Source organism: Pseudomonas sp. AC193 (assembly GCF_979258075.1).
In genome coordinates, this window is record NZ_OZ409832.1 from 2,195,587 (window position 1) to 2,214,070 (window position 18,484).

The 18,484-nt window shown below is 60.1% G+C and carries 14 protein-coding genes; 4 read left to right on the top strand and 10 right to left on the bottom strand.

What is annotated here, in order from left to right:
- Nucleotides 1-23: 23 nt before the first annotated feature.
- Nucleotides 24-1,334 carry an MFS transporter gene (locus ACZZ0D_RS10095; protein ID WP_053120336.1) on the bottom strand — a complete coding sequence of 437 codons (1,311 nt, stop codon included), beginning with the start codon at nucleotides 1,332-1,334 and terminating at the stop codon, nucleotides 24-26.
- Nucleotides 1,335-1,505: 171 nt separating this feature from the next.
- Here ACZZ0D_RS10095 and ACZZ0D_RS10100 point away from each other — a divergent pair, with 171 nt between their 5' ends.
- The 4 genes from ACZZ0D_RS10100 to ACZZ0D_RS10115 all read left to right on the top strand — a co-directional run bounded on the left by ACZZ0D_RS10100 (nucleotide 1,506) and on the right by ACZZ0D_RS10115 (nucleotide 7,101).
- Nucleotides 1,506-2,630 (top strand): sugar diacid recognition domain-containing protein, encoded by a 1,125-nt coding sequence (locus ACZZ0D_RS10100; RefSeq protein WP_159812346.1) that lies wholly within the window; start codon nucleotides 1,506-1,508, stop codon nucleotides 2,628-2,630.
- A gap of 190 nt (nucleotides 2,631-2,820) precedes the next feature.
- Complete coding sequence (locus ACZZ0D_RS10105) at nucleotides 2,821-3,960, top strand: glycerate kinase (RefSeq protein WP_463553099.1); 1,140 nt, start codon at nucleotides 2,821-2,823, stop codon at nucleotides 3,958-3,960.
- A 286-nt stretch (nucleotides 3,961-4,246) separates the two neighbouring features.
- Nucleotides 4,247-5,872 (top strand): methyl-accepting chemotaxis protein, encoded by a 1,626-nt coding sequence (locus tag ACZZ0D_RS10110; protein ID WP_463553100.1) that lies wholly within the window; start codon nucleotides 4,247-4,249, stop codon nucleotides 5,870-5,872.
- 41 nt (nucleotides 5,873-5,913) lie between these two features.
- On the top strand, nucleotides 5,914-7,101 hold the full coding sequence (locus ACZZ0D_RS10115; protein WP_159812343.1) for a pyridoxal phosphate-dependent aminotransferase: 1,188 nt from the start codon (nucleotides 5,914-5,916) through the stop codon (nucleotides 7,099-7,101).
- A 462-nt stretch (nucleotides 7,102-7,563) separates the two neighbouring features.
- Here the strand turns inward: ACZZ0D_RS10115 and ACZZ0D_RS10120 are convergent, their stop codons facing one another.
- The 9 genes from ACZZ0D_RS10120 to ACZZ0D_RS10160 all read right to left on the bottom strand — a co-directional run bounded on the left by ACZZ0D_RS10120 (nucleotide 7,564) and on the right by ACZZ0D_RS10160 (nucleotide 18,475).
- Nucleotides 7,564-8,541 (bottom strand): 2-hydroxyacid dehydrogenase, encoded by a 978-nt coding sequence (locus ACZZ0D_RS10120; RefSeq protein WP_463553101.1) that lies wholly within the window; start codon nucleotides 8,539-8,541, stop codon nucleotides 7,564-7,566.
- Between the two features lie 13 nt (nucleotides 8,542-8,554).
- Nucleotides 8,555-9,853, bottom strand: a complete 1,299-nt coding sequence (locus ACZZ0D_RS10125) for an MFS transporter (protein ID WP_463553102.1) — start codon at nucleotides 9,851-9,853, stop codon at nucleotides 8,555-8,557.
- A gap of 56 nt (nucleotides 9,854-9,909) precedes the next feature.
- Nucleotides 9,910-10,929 carry a sugar kinase gene (locus ACZZ0D_RS10130; protein ID WP_463553103.1) on the bottom strand — a complete coding sequence of 340 codons (1,020 nt, stop codon included), beginning with the start codon at nucleotides 10,927-10,929 and terminating at the stop codon, nucleotides 9,910-9,912.
- Nucleotides 10,922-11,704, bottom strand: coding sequence for a sugar phosphate isomerase/epimerase family protein (locus ACZZ0D_RS10135; protein ID WP_463553104.1), 783 nt, complete (start codon nucleotides 11,702-11,704; stop codon nucleotides 10,922-10,924). Before ACZZ0D_RS10135 ends, ACZZ0D_RS10130 begins: the two co-directional genes overlap by 8 nt.
- 157 nt (nucleotides 11,705-11,861) lie before the next feature.
- Nucleotides 11,862-12,887, bottom strand: coding sequence for a LacI family DNA-binding transcriptional regulator (locus ACZZ0D_RS10140; RefSeq protein WP_463553105.1), 1,026 nt, complete (start codon nucleotides 12,885-12,887; stop codon nucleotides 11,862-11,864).
- A gap of 135 nt (nucleotides 12,888-13,022) precedes the next feature.
- The gene (locus tag ACZZ0D_RS10145) at nucleotides 13,023-13,631 is read right to left on the bottom strand and encodes a LysE family translocator (RefSeq protein WP_463553106.1); all 609 of its coding nucleotides are present in this window, start codon (nucleotides 13,629-13,631) and stop codon (nucleotides 13,023-13,025) included.
- Nucleotides 13,632-13,668: 37 nt separating this feature from the next.
- Nucleotides 13,669-14,523, bottom strand: a complete 855-nt coding sequence (locus ACZZ0D_RS10150) for an AraC family transcriptional regulator (protein WP_463553107.1) — start codon at nucleotides 14,521-14,523, stop codon at nucleotides 13,669-13,671.
- A gap of 75 nt (nucleotides 14,524-14,598) precedes the next feature.
- Entirely contained in the window at nucleotides 14,599-15,240 is a 642-nt protein-coding gene (locus tag ACZZ0D_RS10155) for a DUF1345 domain-containing protein (protein WP_426620078.1), read from the bottom strand.
- Nucleotides 15,241-15,382: 142 nt separating this feature from the next.
- Complete coding sequence (locus ACZZ0D_RS10160) at nucleotides 15,383-18,475, bottom strand: multidrug efflux RND transporter permease subunit (RefSeq protein WP_463553108.1); 3,093 nt, start codon at nucleotides 18,473-18,475, stop codon at nucleotides 15,383-15,385.
- Nucleotides 18,476-18,484: the final 9 nt, after the last annotated feature.

Genomic DNA, 18,484 nt, shown 5'->3' on the forward strand with positions numbered 1-18,484 from the left:
GATCTTTTGACCTTTGCTGCTATTTAAGCCCGCAACGTCCGCGTCATGCGCAACGCCAGCAAACTCCCGCCGACAATCACACCCGCCAGCAGATACAGCGCCGCATCGGTCGAACCGGTGCTGTCCTTGACCCAACCCACCAGGTACGGGCTGAGAAACCCAGCCATCTGCCCCATCGAGTTGATCAACGCCAGACCACCGGCAGCAGCACCTGCGCTCAGCATCGCCGTCGGCACCGGCCAGAACATCGGCAAACCGGTCAACGCGCCCATGGTCGCAATGGTCAGACCAAGAATCGCAATCGCCGGGTTAGCCGCGAAATTCACCGCAATCACCAGACCGATCGCGCCCATTAGCATCGGCACCACCAAGTGCCAGCGACGTTCTTTGCGCAAGTCCGCCGAGCGGCCGACTACCAGCATAAATACCGCTGCCAGCAGATACGGGATCGCGCTCAACCAGCCGATCACCAGGTTATCGCTGAAACCAAGGTTTTTGATGATCGACGGCAGCCAGAAGTTGATCGCGTATACGCCGCTCTGGATGCAGAAGTAGATCAGGCCAAACGCCCAGATCGCCGGATTCTTGAACACTGCGAGCAACGAGTCGGACGTGGTCTTCGGCTTGTTCGCCAGATCTTCAGCCTGATCCGCCTCAAGCACTGCGCGCTCATGCGGGGTCAGCCACTTGGCGTTGGCGAAGCTGTCGCTCAGCAGGAAATAGGCGAGGGCGCCGAGCACCACGGTTGGAATGCCTTGCAGCAGGAACATCCACTGCCAGCCGGCCAGACCACCTTGGCCGGCGGCGAAGTGGTTGAGAATCCAGCCGGAAAAAGGGCTGCCGAGCAAACCGGAAACCGGGATCGCCGACATGAACAGCGCCATGATCCGGCCGCGACGGAACGTCGGGAACCACTGCGAGAGATACAGCACGACGCCCGGGAAGAACCCGGCTTCGGCGGCACCGGTAAACAGGCGCAGGGTGTAGAACTCGGTCGGTGTGGTGACGAACAACAGGCAGGTCGAAAGCGTGCCCCAGGTGATCATCATCACCGCAATCCAGCGCCGCGGACCGAACTTGGTCAGCGCCAGGTTGCTCGGCACGCCGCACAGCACGTAGCCGATGAAGAAAATACCGGCACCGAGGCCGTATACGGTTTCGCTGAATTTCAGTGCGTCGAGCATCTGCAGTTTGGCAAATCCAACGTTGACCCGGTCGAGGTAGTTGAACAAGTAGCAGATGAAGATGAAGGGGATTAAACGCAGGGTGATGCGTTTATAAACGGCATTTTTATCGTCGTCTTTGGTCTGGGTAGCTGCGGCGCTGTGCGACATAGCGGCTCTCTCTTTATTATGATTTTTTGCGATGCACAGGTTAACGTTGATCGCCCCGAGAGTCTCGGTCACCTGTGGCCGGATTGTCTTTGTGCCTGAGCACAGGGTTTGCCGCCAGACCCTGTGCGGCTGAACAACTGCCAGTGCCAGAAAATAAGGATTGCAGCCGATATGTTCGAACTCGATCACGACCTCGCCCAGGACATCGTCGACCGGGCCATGGCCATTTTGCCCTACAACGTCAATGTCATGGACAGCCAGGGTCTGATCTTGGGCAGTGGCGAACCGGAGCGCATCAACACTCGTCACGAGGGTGCGCAACTGGTGTTGGCCAACGGTCGCGTGGTCGAAATCGATGCACAGACGGCGGTGCATCTCAAGGGCGTGCAGCCCGGGATCAACTTGCCGCTGCTGCTGGATCAGCGTTTGATCGGCGTGCTCGGCATCACCGGCGAGCCGGAATTGCTGCGCACCTACGCCGAGTTGGTGCGCATGACCGCGGAAATGCTCGTCGGCCAGCGCAATCAGCAGGCCGAGCAGCAATGGCGGCGTCAGCGTTGTGATGATCTGCTGGCGTTGCTGCTGAGTGAGGCGGGGGATTCGCCGCGCCTGGTGGATGAGGCGCAGCAACTGGGGCTCAAACCGCAATTGACGCGGATCCCATACCTGTTCGAATTGGGGCTGGAGCACGGGCCGGGGCAAACAGTTGAGGCGCTAAGTGCTTGGCTAACCTCGCGCTATCCGGACAGTTGGTGCGTGAGTTCGGCGAAGACTTCGTTGCTGTGGTGTCGGCCGGCGAGCCAGAACGTCGAGCACGATCGCTTGCTGGAAAAACTCGATGGCCTCGGCTGGAAGGTGCTGCGCATCGCGGTCGGTGGGCAGGCGGATGGGCTCGGCGGGTTGCGCCGGTGTTATCGGCGCGTCGGCGATCTGCTGGCTTATGGTCGCGAGGTGTTGCCGCACTCGCGTTTGCTGACGCTCAATCGCTATCGATTGCCGGTGATGTTGTGGCGGCATCGCAACGATGATGCGCTGGATGAGTTGCTCAAGCCACTGCGCAAGGTGATCGCCAAGGACGCTAACGGCCAGTTATTGGCGACGCTGCGCAGTTGGTGCGAGCACGACGGGCAGAGTCAGGCCTGTGCCGATGCGTTGGGGATTCATCGCAATAGCCTGCGTTACCGGATGGAGCGGATTGCCGAGCTCAGTGGGGTTGATCCGCTGCGGTTGGATGGGATGTTGGCGCTTTATCTTGGGGTGCAGCTGCTTCCCCAGACTGACTCAAACCCTCTGTAGGAGCTGCCGAAGGCTGCGTTCTTTTAAAAGCAAAATCAAAAGATCGCAGCCTGCGGCAGCTCCTACACGGGCGTATGCAACCTGCTTTTGTGGAAATGAACAATAAACGCCCGCGCCACTTGTGCAGCGGACAGGCGTCAATGCGCATGCCGACTGGCAGCATGAGGGGCATTGGAACTGGAGAATTCGCATGAAAATCGTCATCGCCCCCGATTCGTTCAAGGACAGCCTGAGTGCCCAAGGCGTTGCCGAGGCCATTGCCCTTGGCCTGGCGCAAGTCTGGCCGCAAGCCACTTTGGTCAAATGCCCGATGGCTGATGGCGGCGAAGGCACGGTCGAGTCGATTCTTGCAGCCTGCGAAGGCGAACTGCGCCGCACCCGCGTGCGTGGCCCGCTGGGCGCGCCGGTTGAGGCGGCGTGGGGCTGGTTGCCGCACAACCACACCGCGATTATCGAAATGGCCGAGGCCAGTGGTTTGCAATTGGTGCCGCCGGGGCAGCGCGATGCGTGCATCAGCAGCACGTTCGGCACCGGTGAATTGATTCGTGCCGCGCTGGATGCCGGCGCGCAACGGGTGATTCTGGCGATTGGCGGCAGTGCGACCAATGACGCGGGTGCTGGGGCGATGCAGGCGTTGGGCGTGAAATTGCTCAATTCGCAAGGACAAGCATTGGTGCCGGGCGGTTTGGCTTTGGCGCAACTGGCGCGACTGGATCTGAGTGACCTCGATCCGCGTCTGGCCGCTGTGCGTTTCGACATTGCCGCTGACGTGAACAATCCGCTGTGCGGCCCGCACGGTGCCTCGGCGATTTTCGGCCCGCAGAAAGGTGCTTCACCGGCGCAGGTTCAGCAACTGGATCAGGCCCTCGGCCATTTCGCTGAGTTGTGCGCGCAGGCATTGGCTAAAGACGTTCGTGATGAGCCAGGCAGCGGCGCAGCGGGTGGACTGGGTTTCGCCGCCAAGGCGTTTCTTGGTGCGCAGTTTCAGGCGGGCGTAGAAGTGGTTGCGGAACTGGTTGGCCTGGCAGAGGCCGTCGAAGGCGCGGATCTGGTGATCACCGGGGAAGGGCGTTTCGATGCGCAGACCTTGCGCGGCAAAACCCCGTTTGGCGTGGCGCGGATTGCCAAGCAGCACAGCGTACCGGTGATCGTGATCGCTGGCACCTTGGGCGAGGGCTATCAGGAACTCTACGGTCACGGCATCGATGCCGCATTTGCCGTGACCAGCGGCCCGATGACGCTGGAACAGGCGTGCGCCGAAGCGCCGCGTTTGCTGCGTGAACGCGCCACTGATATCGCCCGCGTCTGGCAGATGGCTGCTACCTCCTGACCTGCATGCTTTCCCCTGTAGGAGCTGCCGAAGGCTGCGATCTTTTGATTTTTTTGAAGGCAAGATCAAAAGATCGCAGCCTTCGGCAGCTCCTACAGTTCAAGTGTTTCATTGCTGAAACACTCGGAAAAATATTTGCGCTTTACCCACAACCTTCCTCAAGCCTGGCCGATACAGCTATCAGGCGAGCACAAGCATTCTAAAACAGTGACGCCGGACTGAAGCCCCCACGGGCCAGTGATCAGGGCATGGACGCTCGTAGTTTCTATCATCCGAGAGTCCAACTATGTCCTTGCGCAATCTGAACATCGCCCCGCGTGCTTTCCTCGGTTTTGCTTTTATCGCCTTGTTGGTGATTGTGCTCGGCGTGTTCGCCGTCAATCGCATGACCACCATCCGCCAAGCCTCCATCGACATGGAAACCAACCAACTGCCCAGCGTCGGTTATCTCGGCGTCGTGACCGAGAACGTCCTGCGCCTGCGCATTTTGTCGTTTCGGGTGTTGGTTAATCGTGAGCCGGCGAGTTTGCAGGAAGCGCAAACGCGAATCGGCGTGCTCGTCGACAAGGTTCGCAGCGCTCAGGCCAGCTATGCCGCATTGCCGGCCGGCGGCGAAGAACTCGCGCAGTACAAGGCGTTCGCCGCGACGCTCGACAATTACATGCAAGCGCAAAATCAGATGATGGAGCTGTCGCGTCAGGACAAGGTCGATGAGATGCGCACCCTGATCAACACGCGGATCAAGGACGGCACCGACCAGATGGGCGAACAGCTCAACAAGCTGATCGCGATCAACGCCGCCGACGCGAAAACCGCGTCCAGTCAGGCTGGTGAACATTATGACAGCGCCATCACCGGCATCATTATCGTCGCGGTGGTTGCCTCCCTTGCCACAGTGTTGCTGGCGCTGTTGCTGACCCGCAGCATCGTCACTCCGTTGAATCGCGCCGTGCTCGCGGCGCAAACCATTGCCGACGGCAACCTGAGCAAAACCATCGAAGTCGACGGCAACGACGAACCGGCACGTTTGCTTCAGGCCCTGGCGTCGATGCAGACCAACCTGCGCAAAACCATCGAACAGATCGCCGGATCCGCCACGCAACTGGGCGCGGCCGCCGAAGAACTCAGCGCCGTCACCGAAGAAGCCTCCCGTGGCCTGCAGCAGCAAAACAACGAAATCGAGCAAGCCGCCACCGCCGTCAACGAGATGACCGCCGCCGTCGAAGAAGTCGCGCGCAACGCCGTCTCGACCTCCGAAGCCTCAAACCAGTCAACGCAAGCCGCCCGCGAAGGTCGCGATCAAGTGGTGAAAACCGTCGACGCGATTCAGACCATGACCCACGACGTGCAGAACACCGCGCACATGATCGAAGGCCTGGCCACGCAAGGTCGCGACATCGGCAAAGTACTCGACGTGATCCGCGCCATCGCCGAACAGACCAACCTGCTCGCGCTCAACGCGGCGATTGAGGCGGCACGAGCCGGTGAAGCAGGCCGTGGTTTTGCCGTGGTTGCGGATGAAGTCCGCGCCTTGGCCCATCGCACCGCGCAGTCGACGCAGGAAATCGAAAAAATGGTCGCCGGTATCCAGAACGGCACCGGTGAAGCGGTCTCGTCGATGCAGCAAAGCAACCAGCGTACCCAATCCACCCTGGAAATGGCCCGGGCCGCCGGTGTTGCGCTGGAGCAAATCACCCAGTCGATCCAACAAATCAACGAGCGCAATCTGGTCATCGCCAGCGCCTCGGAAGAACAGGCGCAAGTCTCGCGCGAAGTCGATCGCAACCTGGTCAACATCCGCGATCTGGCCACGCAATCGGCAGCCGGGGCCAACCAGACCAGTGCCGCGACGCATGAATTGTCGCGCCTGGCGGTGGATTTGAATGCGATGGTGGCGCGTTTTGTGATTTGAGATAGGGTGAAGGCTGGAATCCGCGCCATCAGGAGACGTACATGCGCTATTCAGCCTTGACCCAACGAATCGCCGGGGAAGGAGCCGCTGCCTGGCAGATTCACGACCGCGCGCTGGAGCTGCGCGCCGAGGGGGTCGATGTTTTGTTGTTGAGTGTGGGGGATCCGGATTTCGATACGCCGTTGCCGATCATTCACGGCGCCATAGACAGTTTGTTGGCCGGCGACACGCATTATTCCGAAGTGCGTGGCCGTACGGAGTTGCGCAAGTTGATTGCCGAGCGGCATCGTCGGCGCAGTGGTCAGGCCGTCGATGCTGACAATGTGATCGTTATGCCGGGTGCGCAATGTGCGGTGTATTCGGTGGCGCAATGTTTGCTGGATCCCGGCGACGAGGTGATTGTCGCTGAGCCGATGTACGTGACTTACGAAGGGGTATTTGGTGCTTGCGGGGCGAAAGTCGTGCCGGTGCCGGTGCGGCCGGAGAACGGTTTTCGCGTGGATCCTGCCGATGTCGCTGCGCGCATCACGCCGAAAACCCGCGCCATGTTGCTCAACAGTCCGAACAATCCCAGCGGCGCGAGCCTGTCATTGCTGATCTGGCAGGAACTGGCGGCGCTGTGCATTCGTCATGATCTGTGGCTGATCAGCGACGAGGTTTACAGCGATCTGCTCTATGAAGGACAGCACGTCAGCCCGGCAAGTTTACCGGGCATGGCCGAGCGTACGGCGACGATCAATAGTCTGTCGAAATCCCACGCCATGACCGGTTGGCGCATTGGCTGGACGATCGGGCCGAAGTCGTTGGCTGAGCACTTGGTCAATCTGTCGTTGAGCATGTTGTTCGGGCTGCCGGACTTTGTGCAGAAAGCGGCAGAAGTGGCGTTGGCGACGGATCTGCCGGAGGTCACGCAGATGCGCGAGGAATATCGCTTGCGCCGGGATCTGGTCTGCGATCGCTTGCGCGGATGCCCGGGTTTGCACCCGATCCGGCCGGATGGCGGGATGTTTGTGATGGTCGATGTGCGCCAGACCGGATTGGGCGCGCAGGCGTTTGCCTCGCAGTTGCTGGAGGGTTATGGGGTTTCGGTGTTGGCCGGTGAAGCGTTCGGGCCGAGTGCGGCGGGGCATATTCGCATTGGGTTGGTGGTCGATCGGGTGAAACTGGCGGATGCGTGCGCGCGGATTGCGCTGTGTGCGGCGCAGCTGTTGCAGGTGCGTAGCGCCTGATAAATGTGTGTTGTCTTCACCGGCCTCTTCGCGAGCAAGCCCGCTCCCACATTTGAAATGCATTCCCATGTGGGAGCGGGCTTGCTCGCGAAGGAGGCTTTGAAAGCGCTACAAAACCTCAGCCCTGCCAGGCAGTTGGATTCACCGGCTGTTGCAGGCGCGCTGTGGCTGATGGATTTGCATTGACTGATCCGGCCTCTTCGCGAGCAAGCCCGCTCCCACATTTGAAATGCATTCCCATGTGGGAGCGGGCTTGCTCGCGAAGGCGGCTTTGAAAGCGCTACAAAACCTCAGCCCTGCCAGGCAGTTGGATTCACCGACTGTTGCAGGTGCGCAGTGGCTGATGGATTTGCATTGACTGATCCGGCCTCTTCGCGAGCAAGCTCGCTCCCACATTTGGAATGCATTCCCATGTGGGAGCGGGCTTGCTCGCGAAGGCGGCCTTGAAAGCGCTACAAAACCTCAGCCCTGCCAAGCCGACGGATTCACCAGATTCGCCGGTTTCTGCCCAGCTAATGCCGCCAGCAGATTCTCCACCGCACACCGCGCCATCGCTTCGCGCGTCTCATGCGTGGCTGAACCCATGTGCGGCGTTGCCACGACATTGCTGAGCTGCAACAACGGCGAATCGTGGTTCAACGGCTCTCGCTCAAACACATCCAGCCCCGCCGCACGAATGCGGTTGTTGCGCAGCGCATCAATCATCGCCGTCTCATCAACCACCTTGCCCCGCGAGATGTTGATGAAAATGCTCTCTGGCCGCATCAACGCAAACTGTTCAGCACCGATCAAGCCTTCGGTCTGCGCCGTCAGCGGCAAGGTCAGGCAAATGAAATCGGCTTGCTGCAACAAGTCTTCAAGGCTTCGATACTGCGCAGCAAATCGCGCCTCAACCGCCGGTTTACGCGAATTGCTGTGATAGATCACCGGCATGCCAAATCCGAAATGCCCGCGCTGTGCCAACGCTTCACCGATGCGGCCCATGCCGATAATCCCCAGCGTCTTGCCATGCACATCGGTGCCGAAATGCGCCGGGCCGATGTTGCGGCTCCATTGACCGCTGCAGACCATGTTTGCCAGTTCCACCACACGGCGAGCAGCGGCGAGGATCAGGGCGAAACCGGTGTCGGCGGTGGTTTCGGTGAGGACATCCGGAGTGTTGGTCAGCAGGATCTTTCGTTGGCTCAGGTAGTCGATGTCGTAGTTGTCGACGCCCACCGAAACACTGGCGATGGCCTCCAGTTGCGGCGCCAGATCAAGCAGCGCCGCATCCAGTTTCAGACTGGCGCCGAGCAAACCCTGGGCGCGGGGCAGGGCGTCACGCAGTTGCATGAGGCCGTCGGCATCGAGGCTATCGATCAGCGTGACTTCGCACTGCTCTTGCAGGCGAGCCATCAGCGCGGGCGACAGTTTTTTGTACAACACGACGTGTTTTTTCATGGCAGAAATCTCTTCAGGAGTGAGCCGGCACGGCGCGCGTGGCCACGGCTTTGGCGACGACGCGATCACTGGCGCCGGGCTTGAGGAAAATCGTCAGCACCACCGACAGCAGCAACGCGCCGCTCATCAACAAATACGAGGCGCCGGGCGAACCGGTTGAGCTGTTCAAGTAACCGACCAGGTACGAGCCGCCGAACGAGCCGAGCGCACCCATGCTGTTGATCAACGCCATCGCACCGCCGGCGACATTGGCCGGCAGAATCTCCGGAACGATCGCAAAGAACGGCCCATAAGGCGCGTACATGCAGGCGCCGGCGATCACCAGCAATGTGTACGACCACCAGAAATGTTCCGCGCCCAAGGCGTAAGAACCGTAGAACGCAATCGAGGCGATCAGCAGCGGAGGCCAGACGAAGCGTTTGCGCTTTTGCAATTTGTCCGAGCCCCACGACACCACCAGCATGCCGATCACCGCGGCCAGATATGGCAGCGCCGACAGCCAGCCGGCCTCGATCATGTCCATTTCTGCGCCAGCCTTGAGGATCGACGGCAGCCACAACACAAAACCGTAGACGCCAATGCTCCAGCAGAAAAACTGCAGGGCGAGAATGATGACTTTTGGCGAACGGAACGCTTCGGCGTAGTTTTTCACCGCTTTGATGCCGACCTGTTCGGCGGCGAGGGCGCTTTCCAGATCGTGCTTTTCCTCGTCGCTGAGCCACTTGGCCTGGGACGGACGATCATCGGCCAGACGCCACCAGATAAATGCCCAAAGCACCGCCGGCAGACCTTCAATGATGAACATCCAGCGCCAGCTGAAATGCTGCACCAGATAGCCCGACACCACCGACATCCACAGCATGGTCACCGGGTTGCCGAGGATCAGAAAGGTGTTGGCGCGCGAGCGTTCGGCACGGGTGAACCAGTGGCACAGGTAGACCAGCATCGCCGGCATGACAGCGGCTTCGACCACGCCGAGCATGAAGCGGATGACGATCAGCCAGTAAGCGTTGGAGACCACACCGGTCAACGTGGCGAGGCCGCCCCAGAGGATCAGACTGACGAAAATCAGCTTCTTCACGCTGTGGTTTTGCGCGTAGATCGCGCCCGGCACCTGGAAGAAAAAGTAGCCGAGGAAGAACAGTGCACCGAGCAGGGAGGACAGGCCCGGGGTGATCATCAAGTCAGCGGCCATGCCCGAAGCAGCGGCGAAACCGTAGTTGGCGCGATCGAGGTACGCCAGGCTGTAGGTGATGAACACGATGGGCATGATGTACCACCAGCGGCGGGCGGCGAGGGTTGCAGTTTTCATGGCGTTGCTCCTGAGCTTGTTGTTTTTGTCGCAGCAGGTTCAAATTTATGTAGCGCTTATGCGGGCCTCTTCGCGAGCAAGCCCGCTCCCACAGGGGACTGCATTCCAAATGTGGGAGCGGGCTTGCTCGCGAAAGCGGTTTCAAATTCAACGGATAACTCCAGGCGGGTCGGCAAACCCTCCATATCCCCGCGACTCTGCACCGCTCGACTGCCAATCCAGTTCGCCCGTTGCACCGCCTCGGCAAAACTCTGGTGCTCGAGCAAAGCGCTGATCATCCCGACCGCAAAACCGTCACCGGCGCCGACCGTATCGACCACCTGAGCCACCGGCACACCGTCGACAAAGCCTTGAATGTTCTGCGTGCGGTAATAGGCACCTTGCGGGCCAAGTTTGATCGCCACGGCTTCTGCACCCTGATCGAGATAGAACGCAGCGATGTCCGCCGGATCATCAAACCCGGTGAGCAAACGACCTTCACTCAACCCCGGCAGCACCCAGTGGGCGAGGGCGGCGAGGCGGTTGATCTCGCTGATCATCTCGCGCTCGCTGGCCCAAAGACTTGGGCGCAGGTTGGGATCGAACGACACGCTGCGCCCGGCATTGCGCATGCGCGTCATCAGTTCGAAGGACATTTCCCGTGCCGTGGCGGACAGCGCTGGCGGAATGCCGGTGGCGTGCAGATGGCGGGCACTGAGCAGCGTTTCGTTGATCGAACGCGGCGATAAGTGACTGGCCGCCGAACCGCGACGGAAGTACTCGACCTGCGGATCGCTGCCGTCGTCACTGCGCGACTTGAACTGAAAGCCGGTCGGGTGTTGCGGATCGACCGCGACATGGCTGCAATCCAGCCCTTCATTGGCCAGCGTCTGCACCACGAAGCGACCGAGCGAATCATTGCCGACACGGCTCAGCCACGCGACGTTGAAACCCAGTCGCGACAGGCCGATGGCGACGTTACTGTCGGCGCCGGCAATGCGCTTGTGAAACTGTTCGACGGTGGCCAGATCACCGCTCTGCTCAGCGACCAGCATCGCCATGGTTTCGCCGAACGAGAGAATATCGATCTCAGACATGAGCAGGCTCCAGACGGGATTGGCCGAGGCGGGCGAGGGCGGCGACGTGTTCAGTGGTCAGTTGCACCAGGTCTTCGCCTTGCAGCGGGTATTCAGCGGCGCGCATAACGCCTTGGGCCATGTGCCGCAGCAGTTGTTCCCACACGTGCAGGTCGGTGGCAGCGGGCGGCACGGCGACCAGTTTGGCGTCGGCGCGGCGGGCCACGGCTTTGCAATGCACGTAACCGACGTGGCGCCCGAGCAGACGCGCGGCGCTGGCGGCGGACTGGTCTTGCCACTGCCAGTTGCCGATGTCGAAGGTCATCTTGATCGGCAGGTTGTGCTGTTCGACGGCGGTGAAAAAACGTTGAAACGGCTCGATGCGACCGCCGTGCAGGGTTTGGTCGTTCTCGACCAGCAGTTGCACCGGACTCTGTTGCAGACGCTGGGCCAAGGCTTGCAGGTCGTTGGTGTCGGTGAAGTAGCCGAGGGAGACCTTCAGCCATTTCGAACCGAACGCTTCGGCGTGTTGCAGCGCGTTGATCAGCTCCGGGTTGGGCTGCGCGTGGCCGGCGAGCCACAGTTCGGTTGGCGAGGAATAGATGCTTTGCAGGCCTAGAACCTGAGTGGCTTCGGCGAGTTGCGCGGGGATTTCGCGGGTGAGCAATTCCTCGCGCCATTCGATGCGATCGGCACCAGCGGCGGCCAGAACGTCGATGAAAAAGTCTTGTCCGCGCTGGCGCACGAGCTCGGCACCGTAGCTGGACAGGCTGATGGAAACGGCGGGTTTATTCATTGTTATTGACCTCTGAAACCGGTTTCATTTTTGTTCAAAAAAATATCAGGTGGTTTTTGTGCTGAGCCTTTAGGGCCTCTTCGCGAGCAAGCCCGCTCCCACATTTGAAATGCGATCCCCTGTGGGAGCGGGCTTGCTCGCGAAGGGGCCATCACAGTCACCGCAAATCCCCCCGGGTCGACCCACGCTCAACCAACACCGGCGCAAAATCCAGCACCCGCGCCGCCGCATCATCCCCACGCAAGCGCTTGAACAAACAGTCAAACGCCCGCGCGCCAATCTCTTCAGTGGGCTGGGCCAGCGCAGTAATCCCGCTGCCCACCAACGGATACCAATCCAGATCATCCAGCGCGATCAGCCCGACATCCTCAAACAAGCGGCAGCCGATTTCCTTCAGCGCGCGGGTGCTGGCCAACGCCGCCACGCCATTGGCGCAGAACAGCGCTTTAGGGCCGGCAGATGAAGTTTTCAAAAAGGTTTGCAGTTCGGCGGCAAGGTCGTCGGAGGTCTCCAGCACTGCGCCATTCAGCTTCGAGCGCTGGGCGATCTGTTGCTGAAAACTGCTGACTCGCTCAATACGCGAACTGGTGCCGTCGTACGGCTCAGTCACCAGCAGCACCTCTTGATAGCCGCGTTGCTCAAGGTGGGTGAGGGCCATTTCCACGGCGTGCGGGTTGTTCAGGCCGACCATGTCGCTGTCGAGCCCGTCGACTTTGCGATCCACCAGCACCATCGGCATTTCACGGTGCAGTTCGTGCAATTCGTCGCGATGATGACCCAGGGTGTTCACGATCAAGCCTTCGATGTTGTACGAGCGCAGCAGCGCCAAGTGCTGGCGTTCCTGCTCGTCATCGCGGTCGGTGTTGCACACCACCAGGCTGTAGCCGTGCGCGCGGCAGGCGGTTTCCACCCCGTGCATCACGGCAATTGAATAAGGATTGCGGATATCGGCGACGAGCATGCCGATCAGGCGCGTGCGCCCACGTTTCAGACCACGAGCCATTTGATTCGGGCGATAGCCGAGTTCGGCGATTGCCTGTTCGATGCGCAGGGCAATGGCATCGGAGAGCAGGGCGCGATCTTCGCCAATGAAGCGCGAGACACTGGCCTTGGAAACGCCAGCGCGTTCGGCAACGTCAAGCATGGTCACGCGGCTGCGCTGGGCGGCGGAAAAGTCGTTCACGGTCTGAAACCTTGTTATTGGATTTATAGGTTCAGTCGCTGTGAGAGGCGCTGAAACCGGTTTCAGGAAACACCAGAATCAAATCGTCCGTCAAGTAAATGATCGCCGCGCGGTGTATGAGCACCGACGAGCGGCTTAAATCAACACGCTCAGCCATGCAGAACAGAGCAGCAGAATCGCCATCAAACGGTTGAATCGTTGCAACGCGCGCGGTGAGCGCAACCATCGCGCAGAGCCGGCGCCGAGCAGCGCCCAGATGCCCAAACAAGGAAGCGAGATCAGGAAAAACACCAGTGACAGGATCACCACATGCGTCATTCGGGCTTCACCGTTGTCGGCAAAAACGCTGACCACGGCCAATGCCATCATCCAGGTCTTCGGATTGATCAATTGCAAACTGGCCGCTCCCGCCAGCCCTAATCGAGCCCCTGTTTGTTGTGTATTCAGTTCGACGGCGGGCGCACGAAATATCTGCCAAGCCAAGTAACTCAGCCAGGCCACACCGATCCACTGCATGGCTTTCTGTACGCCAGGTAATTCCGTCAACGCCGAGCCGGCACCGCTGCCGACCACCAACACCAGCAACGCAGCCGCTGCACAAGCCCCGAAAATGATTGGCAATGCGGCAACGAGACCATAACGGGCACTGTTGCTCAGCACCAGAATATTGGTCGGACCGGGGGTAATCGAGGCGACAAACGCGAACAGCAAAAACGGCAGTAACGTCGGGAAAGTAGAGAGCATCGCAGGCAAACTCCGTTGAAGATCGATAAGCCGATCTTCAGTGCTTGCCCGCTGCTATGTCTGGAAGATTTGAGCAGCGATTGCGATACATCGCCGGGGTCAGGCCGTAAGCGCGAACGAACCAGCGACCGAGATGGCTTTGATCAGAAAAACCCAGTTCCACCGCCACCGCAGCCGGTTGTTCGCCGCTGGATAGCAGGCGCCGTGCCTTGGCCAGACGCAGTTGCACCAGATACGCGTGGGGCGCCAGTCCATACGCAGTCTTGAAGGCGCGGGTCAGGCGAAAGCGGTCAACACCGGTAGCGGCCGCCACTTGCTCCAGTCCAATGTCCTGATGCGCATGGGCATGCAAATAGTCGCGAGCCTTTTGCGCCACCAGCGGCAAGCGCGGGTCAGCGCCGTAACGCGTGCGCCAGTGCAAATGGCGGGTGAGTTGGCCGAGTAGATTGTCCAGCGCAGTCTGGCGGACGATTTTCAGTTCGCCACCGTGCAGCGTCTGAAAGGCCATTTGCGTGGCCTGCATCAGTTGCGGATCGGTGATCAAGGTGTTGGCGACACTCAGTTGGCTATTGAGCGGAGCATCTTCGAACAGGGCGCCAAGTTCGCGTTCGATCCACGCCGGATCCAGATACAGCATGCGATAGGTGAAGCCGCCCTCGGTAGGCGCGTCGCCGTCATGAATATCGCCCGGCTCCAGCAGAAACACTTTGCCCGGCGTGCTCTGGTGTTTGGTGCGGCGGCAGTTGAATTGCTGCACGCCTTGTTCGGTGATGCCGACCAGATAGCTGTCATGCCAATGCGGATCGTAAGCATGCCCCTTGAAATGCGCGCGCAGAGTCTCGATGCCGGTGTCGGCATCCTGGGCCAGATCGATCCAGTTTTGAGAGTCCATGCCGCACCTGTAGGGCAAAGTTTCGGGCAATTTAGCGCTGCTGTTGGCGAGTCGCCTAGAAGATTTGTGCAGCGCTCAACCAAACAGACCGGCAGCAATGTTGATCGAGAAACCCAGAATCGCCGTGTTGAACACAAATCCGAGCAACGATTGCAACAGCACGATCTTGCGCAGTTGCCGGGTCGCCACGCCCACGTCAGAGGTTTGCACTGCGACGCCGATGGTGAAGGAAAAGTACAAAAAGTCCCAATAATTGGGCGTGGTCAGCCCTTCGGCGAAGCGCAGCGCCGGCTCCTTGTCTTTGCAGGTGTAATACAGGCGCGCGTAATGCACACAGAAAATCACCCCAATCAGCAGCCACGAACCGATCACCGTTAGCGCGGTGAAGGCGTAGTGAATCAACTTGCGGTTGGTTTCCAGGTCCTTGCTGCCGGCCAGTTCGAAGGTGATGGTGGCAAGGCTGGCCATGGCGGCGATGCACACGACGAACAACACCAGCGCGGCGTTCTCGTCTTCGACTTCGGCGATGCGCTGGACGTCGGGCGCTTTCGCACGGATTGTCAGCCACAACATCAAAATCAGGTATGTCCAGACCCCGGCGTTCCAGCCAATGAGGATTTTACTGACGATGGAATCGGCGGGGGCCAGAAGTCCGGTAGCGAGACCGACCAGTGCGGCGGCGGACAGGCGAGGGTGGGTGCGGGCAAGAAAGCGCATGAGGACTCACGTTAGCGAACTGTCCCAGCACCATAGCGCACGCCAGAGGGCTTTTGTAGGAGCTGCCGCAGGCTGCGATCTTTTGACCCTGGTTCTAAAGATCAAAAGATCGCAGCCTGCGGCAGCTCCTACAGGGGGTGCATTATTTTTTGGAGCGGTGTACGAGCTTCATGACGACGACGAAGAACACCGGCACGAAAATCACCGCCAACGTGGCCGTGATCATCCCGCCAATCACCCCCGTACCAATCGCCTGCTGACTCGCCGAACTGGCGCCGGTCGCAATCGCCAACGGCACAACACCAAGAATGAACGCTAGCGATGTCATCACAATCGGCCGCAGACGCAGTCGTGCCGCCTGCAACGTCGCGTCGATCAGGTCATGGCCTTCGTCATACAGGCTCTTGGCGAACTCGATGATCAGGATCGCGTTCTTTGCCGACAGACCAATAATGGTGATCAGACCGACCTTGAAGAACACATCGTTGGGCATGCCCCGTAAGGTCACCGCCAGTACCGCGCCGAGCACGCCGAGCGGCACTACGAGCAACACCGAAGTCGGAATCGACCAGCTCTCGTAAAGCGCCGCCAGACACAGGAACACAATCAGCAGCGACAACCCGAGCAGTATCGGCGCCTGACTGCCAGACAAACGTTCCTGCAACGACAGCCCCGTCCACTCCTGACCCAGGCCTTTCGGCCCTTGCGCGACCAGGCGCTCAATCTCAGCCATGGCCTCACCGGTGCTGTGCCCCGGTGTCGGCTCACCGGAAATCGCAATCGCCGGATAACCGTTGTAACGCGTCAACTGCGCCGGGCCCTGAATCCATTTGGCCTGGACGAAGGCCGACAACGGCACCATTTTTCCGGCGTTGTTGCGCACGTGCATTTTCAGCAGATCATCGACCTGACTGCGCTGATCACCTTCGGCCTGCACCACCACACGTTGCATACGGCCCTGGTTGGGGAAGTCATTGATGTACGAGGAACCGACAGCCGTGGACAGCACGTTACCGATATCCGCAAACGACACACCCAAGGCATTCGCCTGTTTACGGTCGACTTCAAGCTGCACTTGTGGCGCTTCGGCCAGTGCGCTTTCACGCACGTTCATCAGCACCGGGCTTTTTTCTGCAGCAGCGAGCAACTCTGTGCGCGCCTGCATCAGTGTCGCGTGGCCGAGGCCGCCGCGATCCTGCAAGCGGAATTCGAAACCGCTGGAGGTGCCCAGGCCATCGATTGGCGGCGGCAACACGGCAAACGCCATCGCATCCTTGATCTGGCTAAGGGCGGCGTTGGCACGGTCGGCAATCGAACTGGCCGAGTCATCGCTGCCACGTTCAGACCAGTCCTTGAGTGTGCTGAACGCCAACGCGGCGTTCTGCCCGCTACCGGAGAAGCTGAAACCGAGAATCACCACGCTGTCACTGATCCCCGGCTCGCCGGCGTTGTGCGCTTCAAACTGCTCGGCCACTTGCACCGTACGGTTTTTGGTCGCGCCCGGCGGCAGCTGGATGTCGGTGATGGTGTAACCCTGATCTTCAACCGGCAGGAACGAGGAGGGCAGGCGCATAAAGCACAGGCCCAGACCGACCAGCAGCACCACGTAAATCAGCAGATAACGACCGGTACGCTTGAGCGCATAGCCGACCCAGCCCTGATAACGCTCGGTCAGTTGCTCGAAACGGCGGTTGAACCAGCCGAAGAATCCGCTTTTCTCGTGATGCTCGCCCTTGGCAATCGGCTTGAGCAATGTCGCGCACAACGCCGGGGTCAGGGTCAGGGCAAGGAACGCCGAGAACAGAATCGAGGTCGCCATCGACAGCGAGAACTGCTGGTAAATCACCCCGACCGAGCCCTGCATAAAGGCCATCGGAATAAACACAGCGACCAGCACCAACGTAATGCCGATGATCGCGCCGGTGATCTGCGTCATCGCTTTGCGCGTGGCTTCCTTGGGCGATAAACCCTCGGTGGCCATGATCCGCTCGACGTTCTCCACCACCACAATGGCATCGTCGACCAGAATGCCGATGGCCAGCACCATGCCGAACATGGTCAGTACGTTGATCGAGAAACCCAGCGCCAACATGGTCGCGAAGGTACCCATCAAAGCGACCGGCACCACCAGCGTCGGGATCAGCGTGTAACGGATGTTTTGCAGAAACAGGAACATCACCGCAAACACCAACAGCATCGCCTCGCCCAAGGTGTAAACCACTTTGGTGATCGAGACCTTTACGAACGGTGACGTGTCGTACGGGATCTTGTATTCAACACCAGCCGGGAAGTAGCGAGACAGCTCATCCATTTTCGCCCGCACCAGGGTTGCAGTGGCGAGTGCATTGGCGCCCGGCGACAGCTGCACGCCGACGGCGGTGGACGGTTTGCCATTGAGGCGCGTGCCGAACTGGTATTCCTGACTGCCGATCTCGACCCGCGCCACATCACCGATGCGCACCGTGGAACCGTCCGGATTGGCCTTAAGCACGATGTCGGCGAATTCTTCCGGCGTCGACAATTGGCCTTTGACCAGAATCGTCGCGGTGATTTCCTGACTCGACGGATTCGGCAAATCACCGATGCTGCCAGCGGAGACTTGAGCGTTTTGCGCAGTGATCGCGGCATTGACGTCGGCCGGGGTCAGGTTGAAGCCGATCAGTTTCTGCGGATCGACCCAGATGCGCATCGCGCGTTCGGCGCCATACAACTGCGCCTTGCCGACGCCGTCGAGACGCTTGATCTCGTTCATCACGTTGCGCGCGAGGTAATCGCTGAGCGCTACGTCATCGAGCTTGCCGTCGCTGGACGTCAGGGTGATCAACAGCAGGAAGCCAGAAGAAACCTTCTCCACCTGCAAGCCTTGCTGATTCACCGCTTGCGGCAGGCGCGACTCGACCACTTTCAAGCGATTCTGCACGTCAACCTGTGCCAGCTCGGGATTCGTCCCCGGCTGGAACGTGGCTTTGATCGTCGCGCTGCCGAGACTGCTCTGCGATTCGAAGTACAACAGGTGATCGGCACCGTTGAGTTCTTCTTCGATCAGGCTGACCACGCTTTCATCGACGGTCTGCGCCGAGGCGCCGGGGTACACGGCATAGATTTCGATCTGTGGCGGCGCGACGTCGGGGTACTGCGCCACCGGTAATTGCGGGATGGCCAGCGCGCCGGCCAAGAGGATGAACAACGCGACCACCCAGGCAAACACCGGGCGGTCGATAAAGAACTGCGGCATATAAAAGCG

What these genes read in the sequence shown, in the direction of transcription:
- ACZZ0D_RS10145 (WP_463553106.1), bottom strand. Translation starts at nt 13,631, where the DNA reads ATGCTCTCTACTTTCCCGACGTTACTGCCGTTTTTGCTGTTCGCGTTT.
- ACZZ0D_RS10160 (WP_463553108.1), bottom strand. Translation starts at nt 18,475, where the DNA reads ATGCCGCAGTTCTTTATCGACCGCCCGGTGTTTGCCTGGGTGGTCGCG.
- ACZZ0D_RS10130 (WP_463553103.1), bottom strand. Translation starts at nt 10,929, where the DNA reads ATGTCTGAGATCGATATTCTCTCGTTCGGCGAAACCATGGCGATGCTG.
- ACZZ0D_RS10120 (WP_463553101.1), bottom strand. Translation starts at nt 8,541, where the DNA reads ATGAAAAAACACGTCGTGTTGTACAAAAAACTGTCGCCCGCGCTGATG.
- ACZZ0D_RS10135 (WP_463553104.1), bottom strand. Translation starts at nt 11,704, where the DNA reads ATGAATAAACCCGCCGTTTCCATCAGCCTGTCCAGCTACGGTGCCGAG.
- ACZZ0D_RS10110 (WP_463553100.1), top strand. Translation starts at nt 4,247, where the DNA reads ATGTCCTTGCGCAATCTGAACATCGCCCCGCGTGCTTTCCTCGGTTTT.
- ACZZ0D_RS10105 (WP_463553099.1), top strand. Translation starts at nt 2,821, where the DNA reads ATGAAAATCGTCATCGCCCCCGATTCGTTCAAGGACAGCCTGAGTGCC.
- ACZZ0D_RS10125 (WP_463553102.1), bottom strand. Translation starts at nt 9,853, where the DNA reads ATGAAAACTGCAACCCTCGCCGCCCGCCGCTGGTGGTACATCATGCCC.
- ACZZ0D_RS10115 (WP_159812343.1), top strand. Translation starts at nt 5,914, where the DNA reads ATGCGCTATTCAGCCTTGACCCAACGAATCGCCGGGGAAGGAGCCGCT.
- ACZZ0D_RS10150 (WP_463553107.1), bottom strand. Translation starts at nt 14,523, where the DNA reads ATGGACTCTCAAAACTGGATCGATCTGGCCCAGGATGCCGACACCGGC.
- ACZZ0D_RS10100 (WP_159812346.1), top strand. Translation starts at nt 1,506, where the DNA reads ATGTTCGAACTCGATCACGACCTCGCCCAGGACATCGTCGACCGGGCC.
- ACZZ0D_RS10155 (WP_426620078.1), bottom strand. Translation starts at nt 15,240, where the DNA reads ATGCGCTTTCTTGCCCGCACCCACCCTCGCCTGTCCGCCGCCGCACTG.
- ACZZ0D_RS10095 (WP_053120336.1), bottom strand. Translation starts at nt 1,334, where the DNA reads ATGTCGCACAGCGCCGCAGCTACCCAGACCAAAGACGACGATAAAAAT.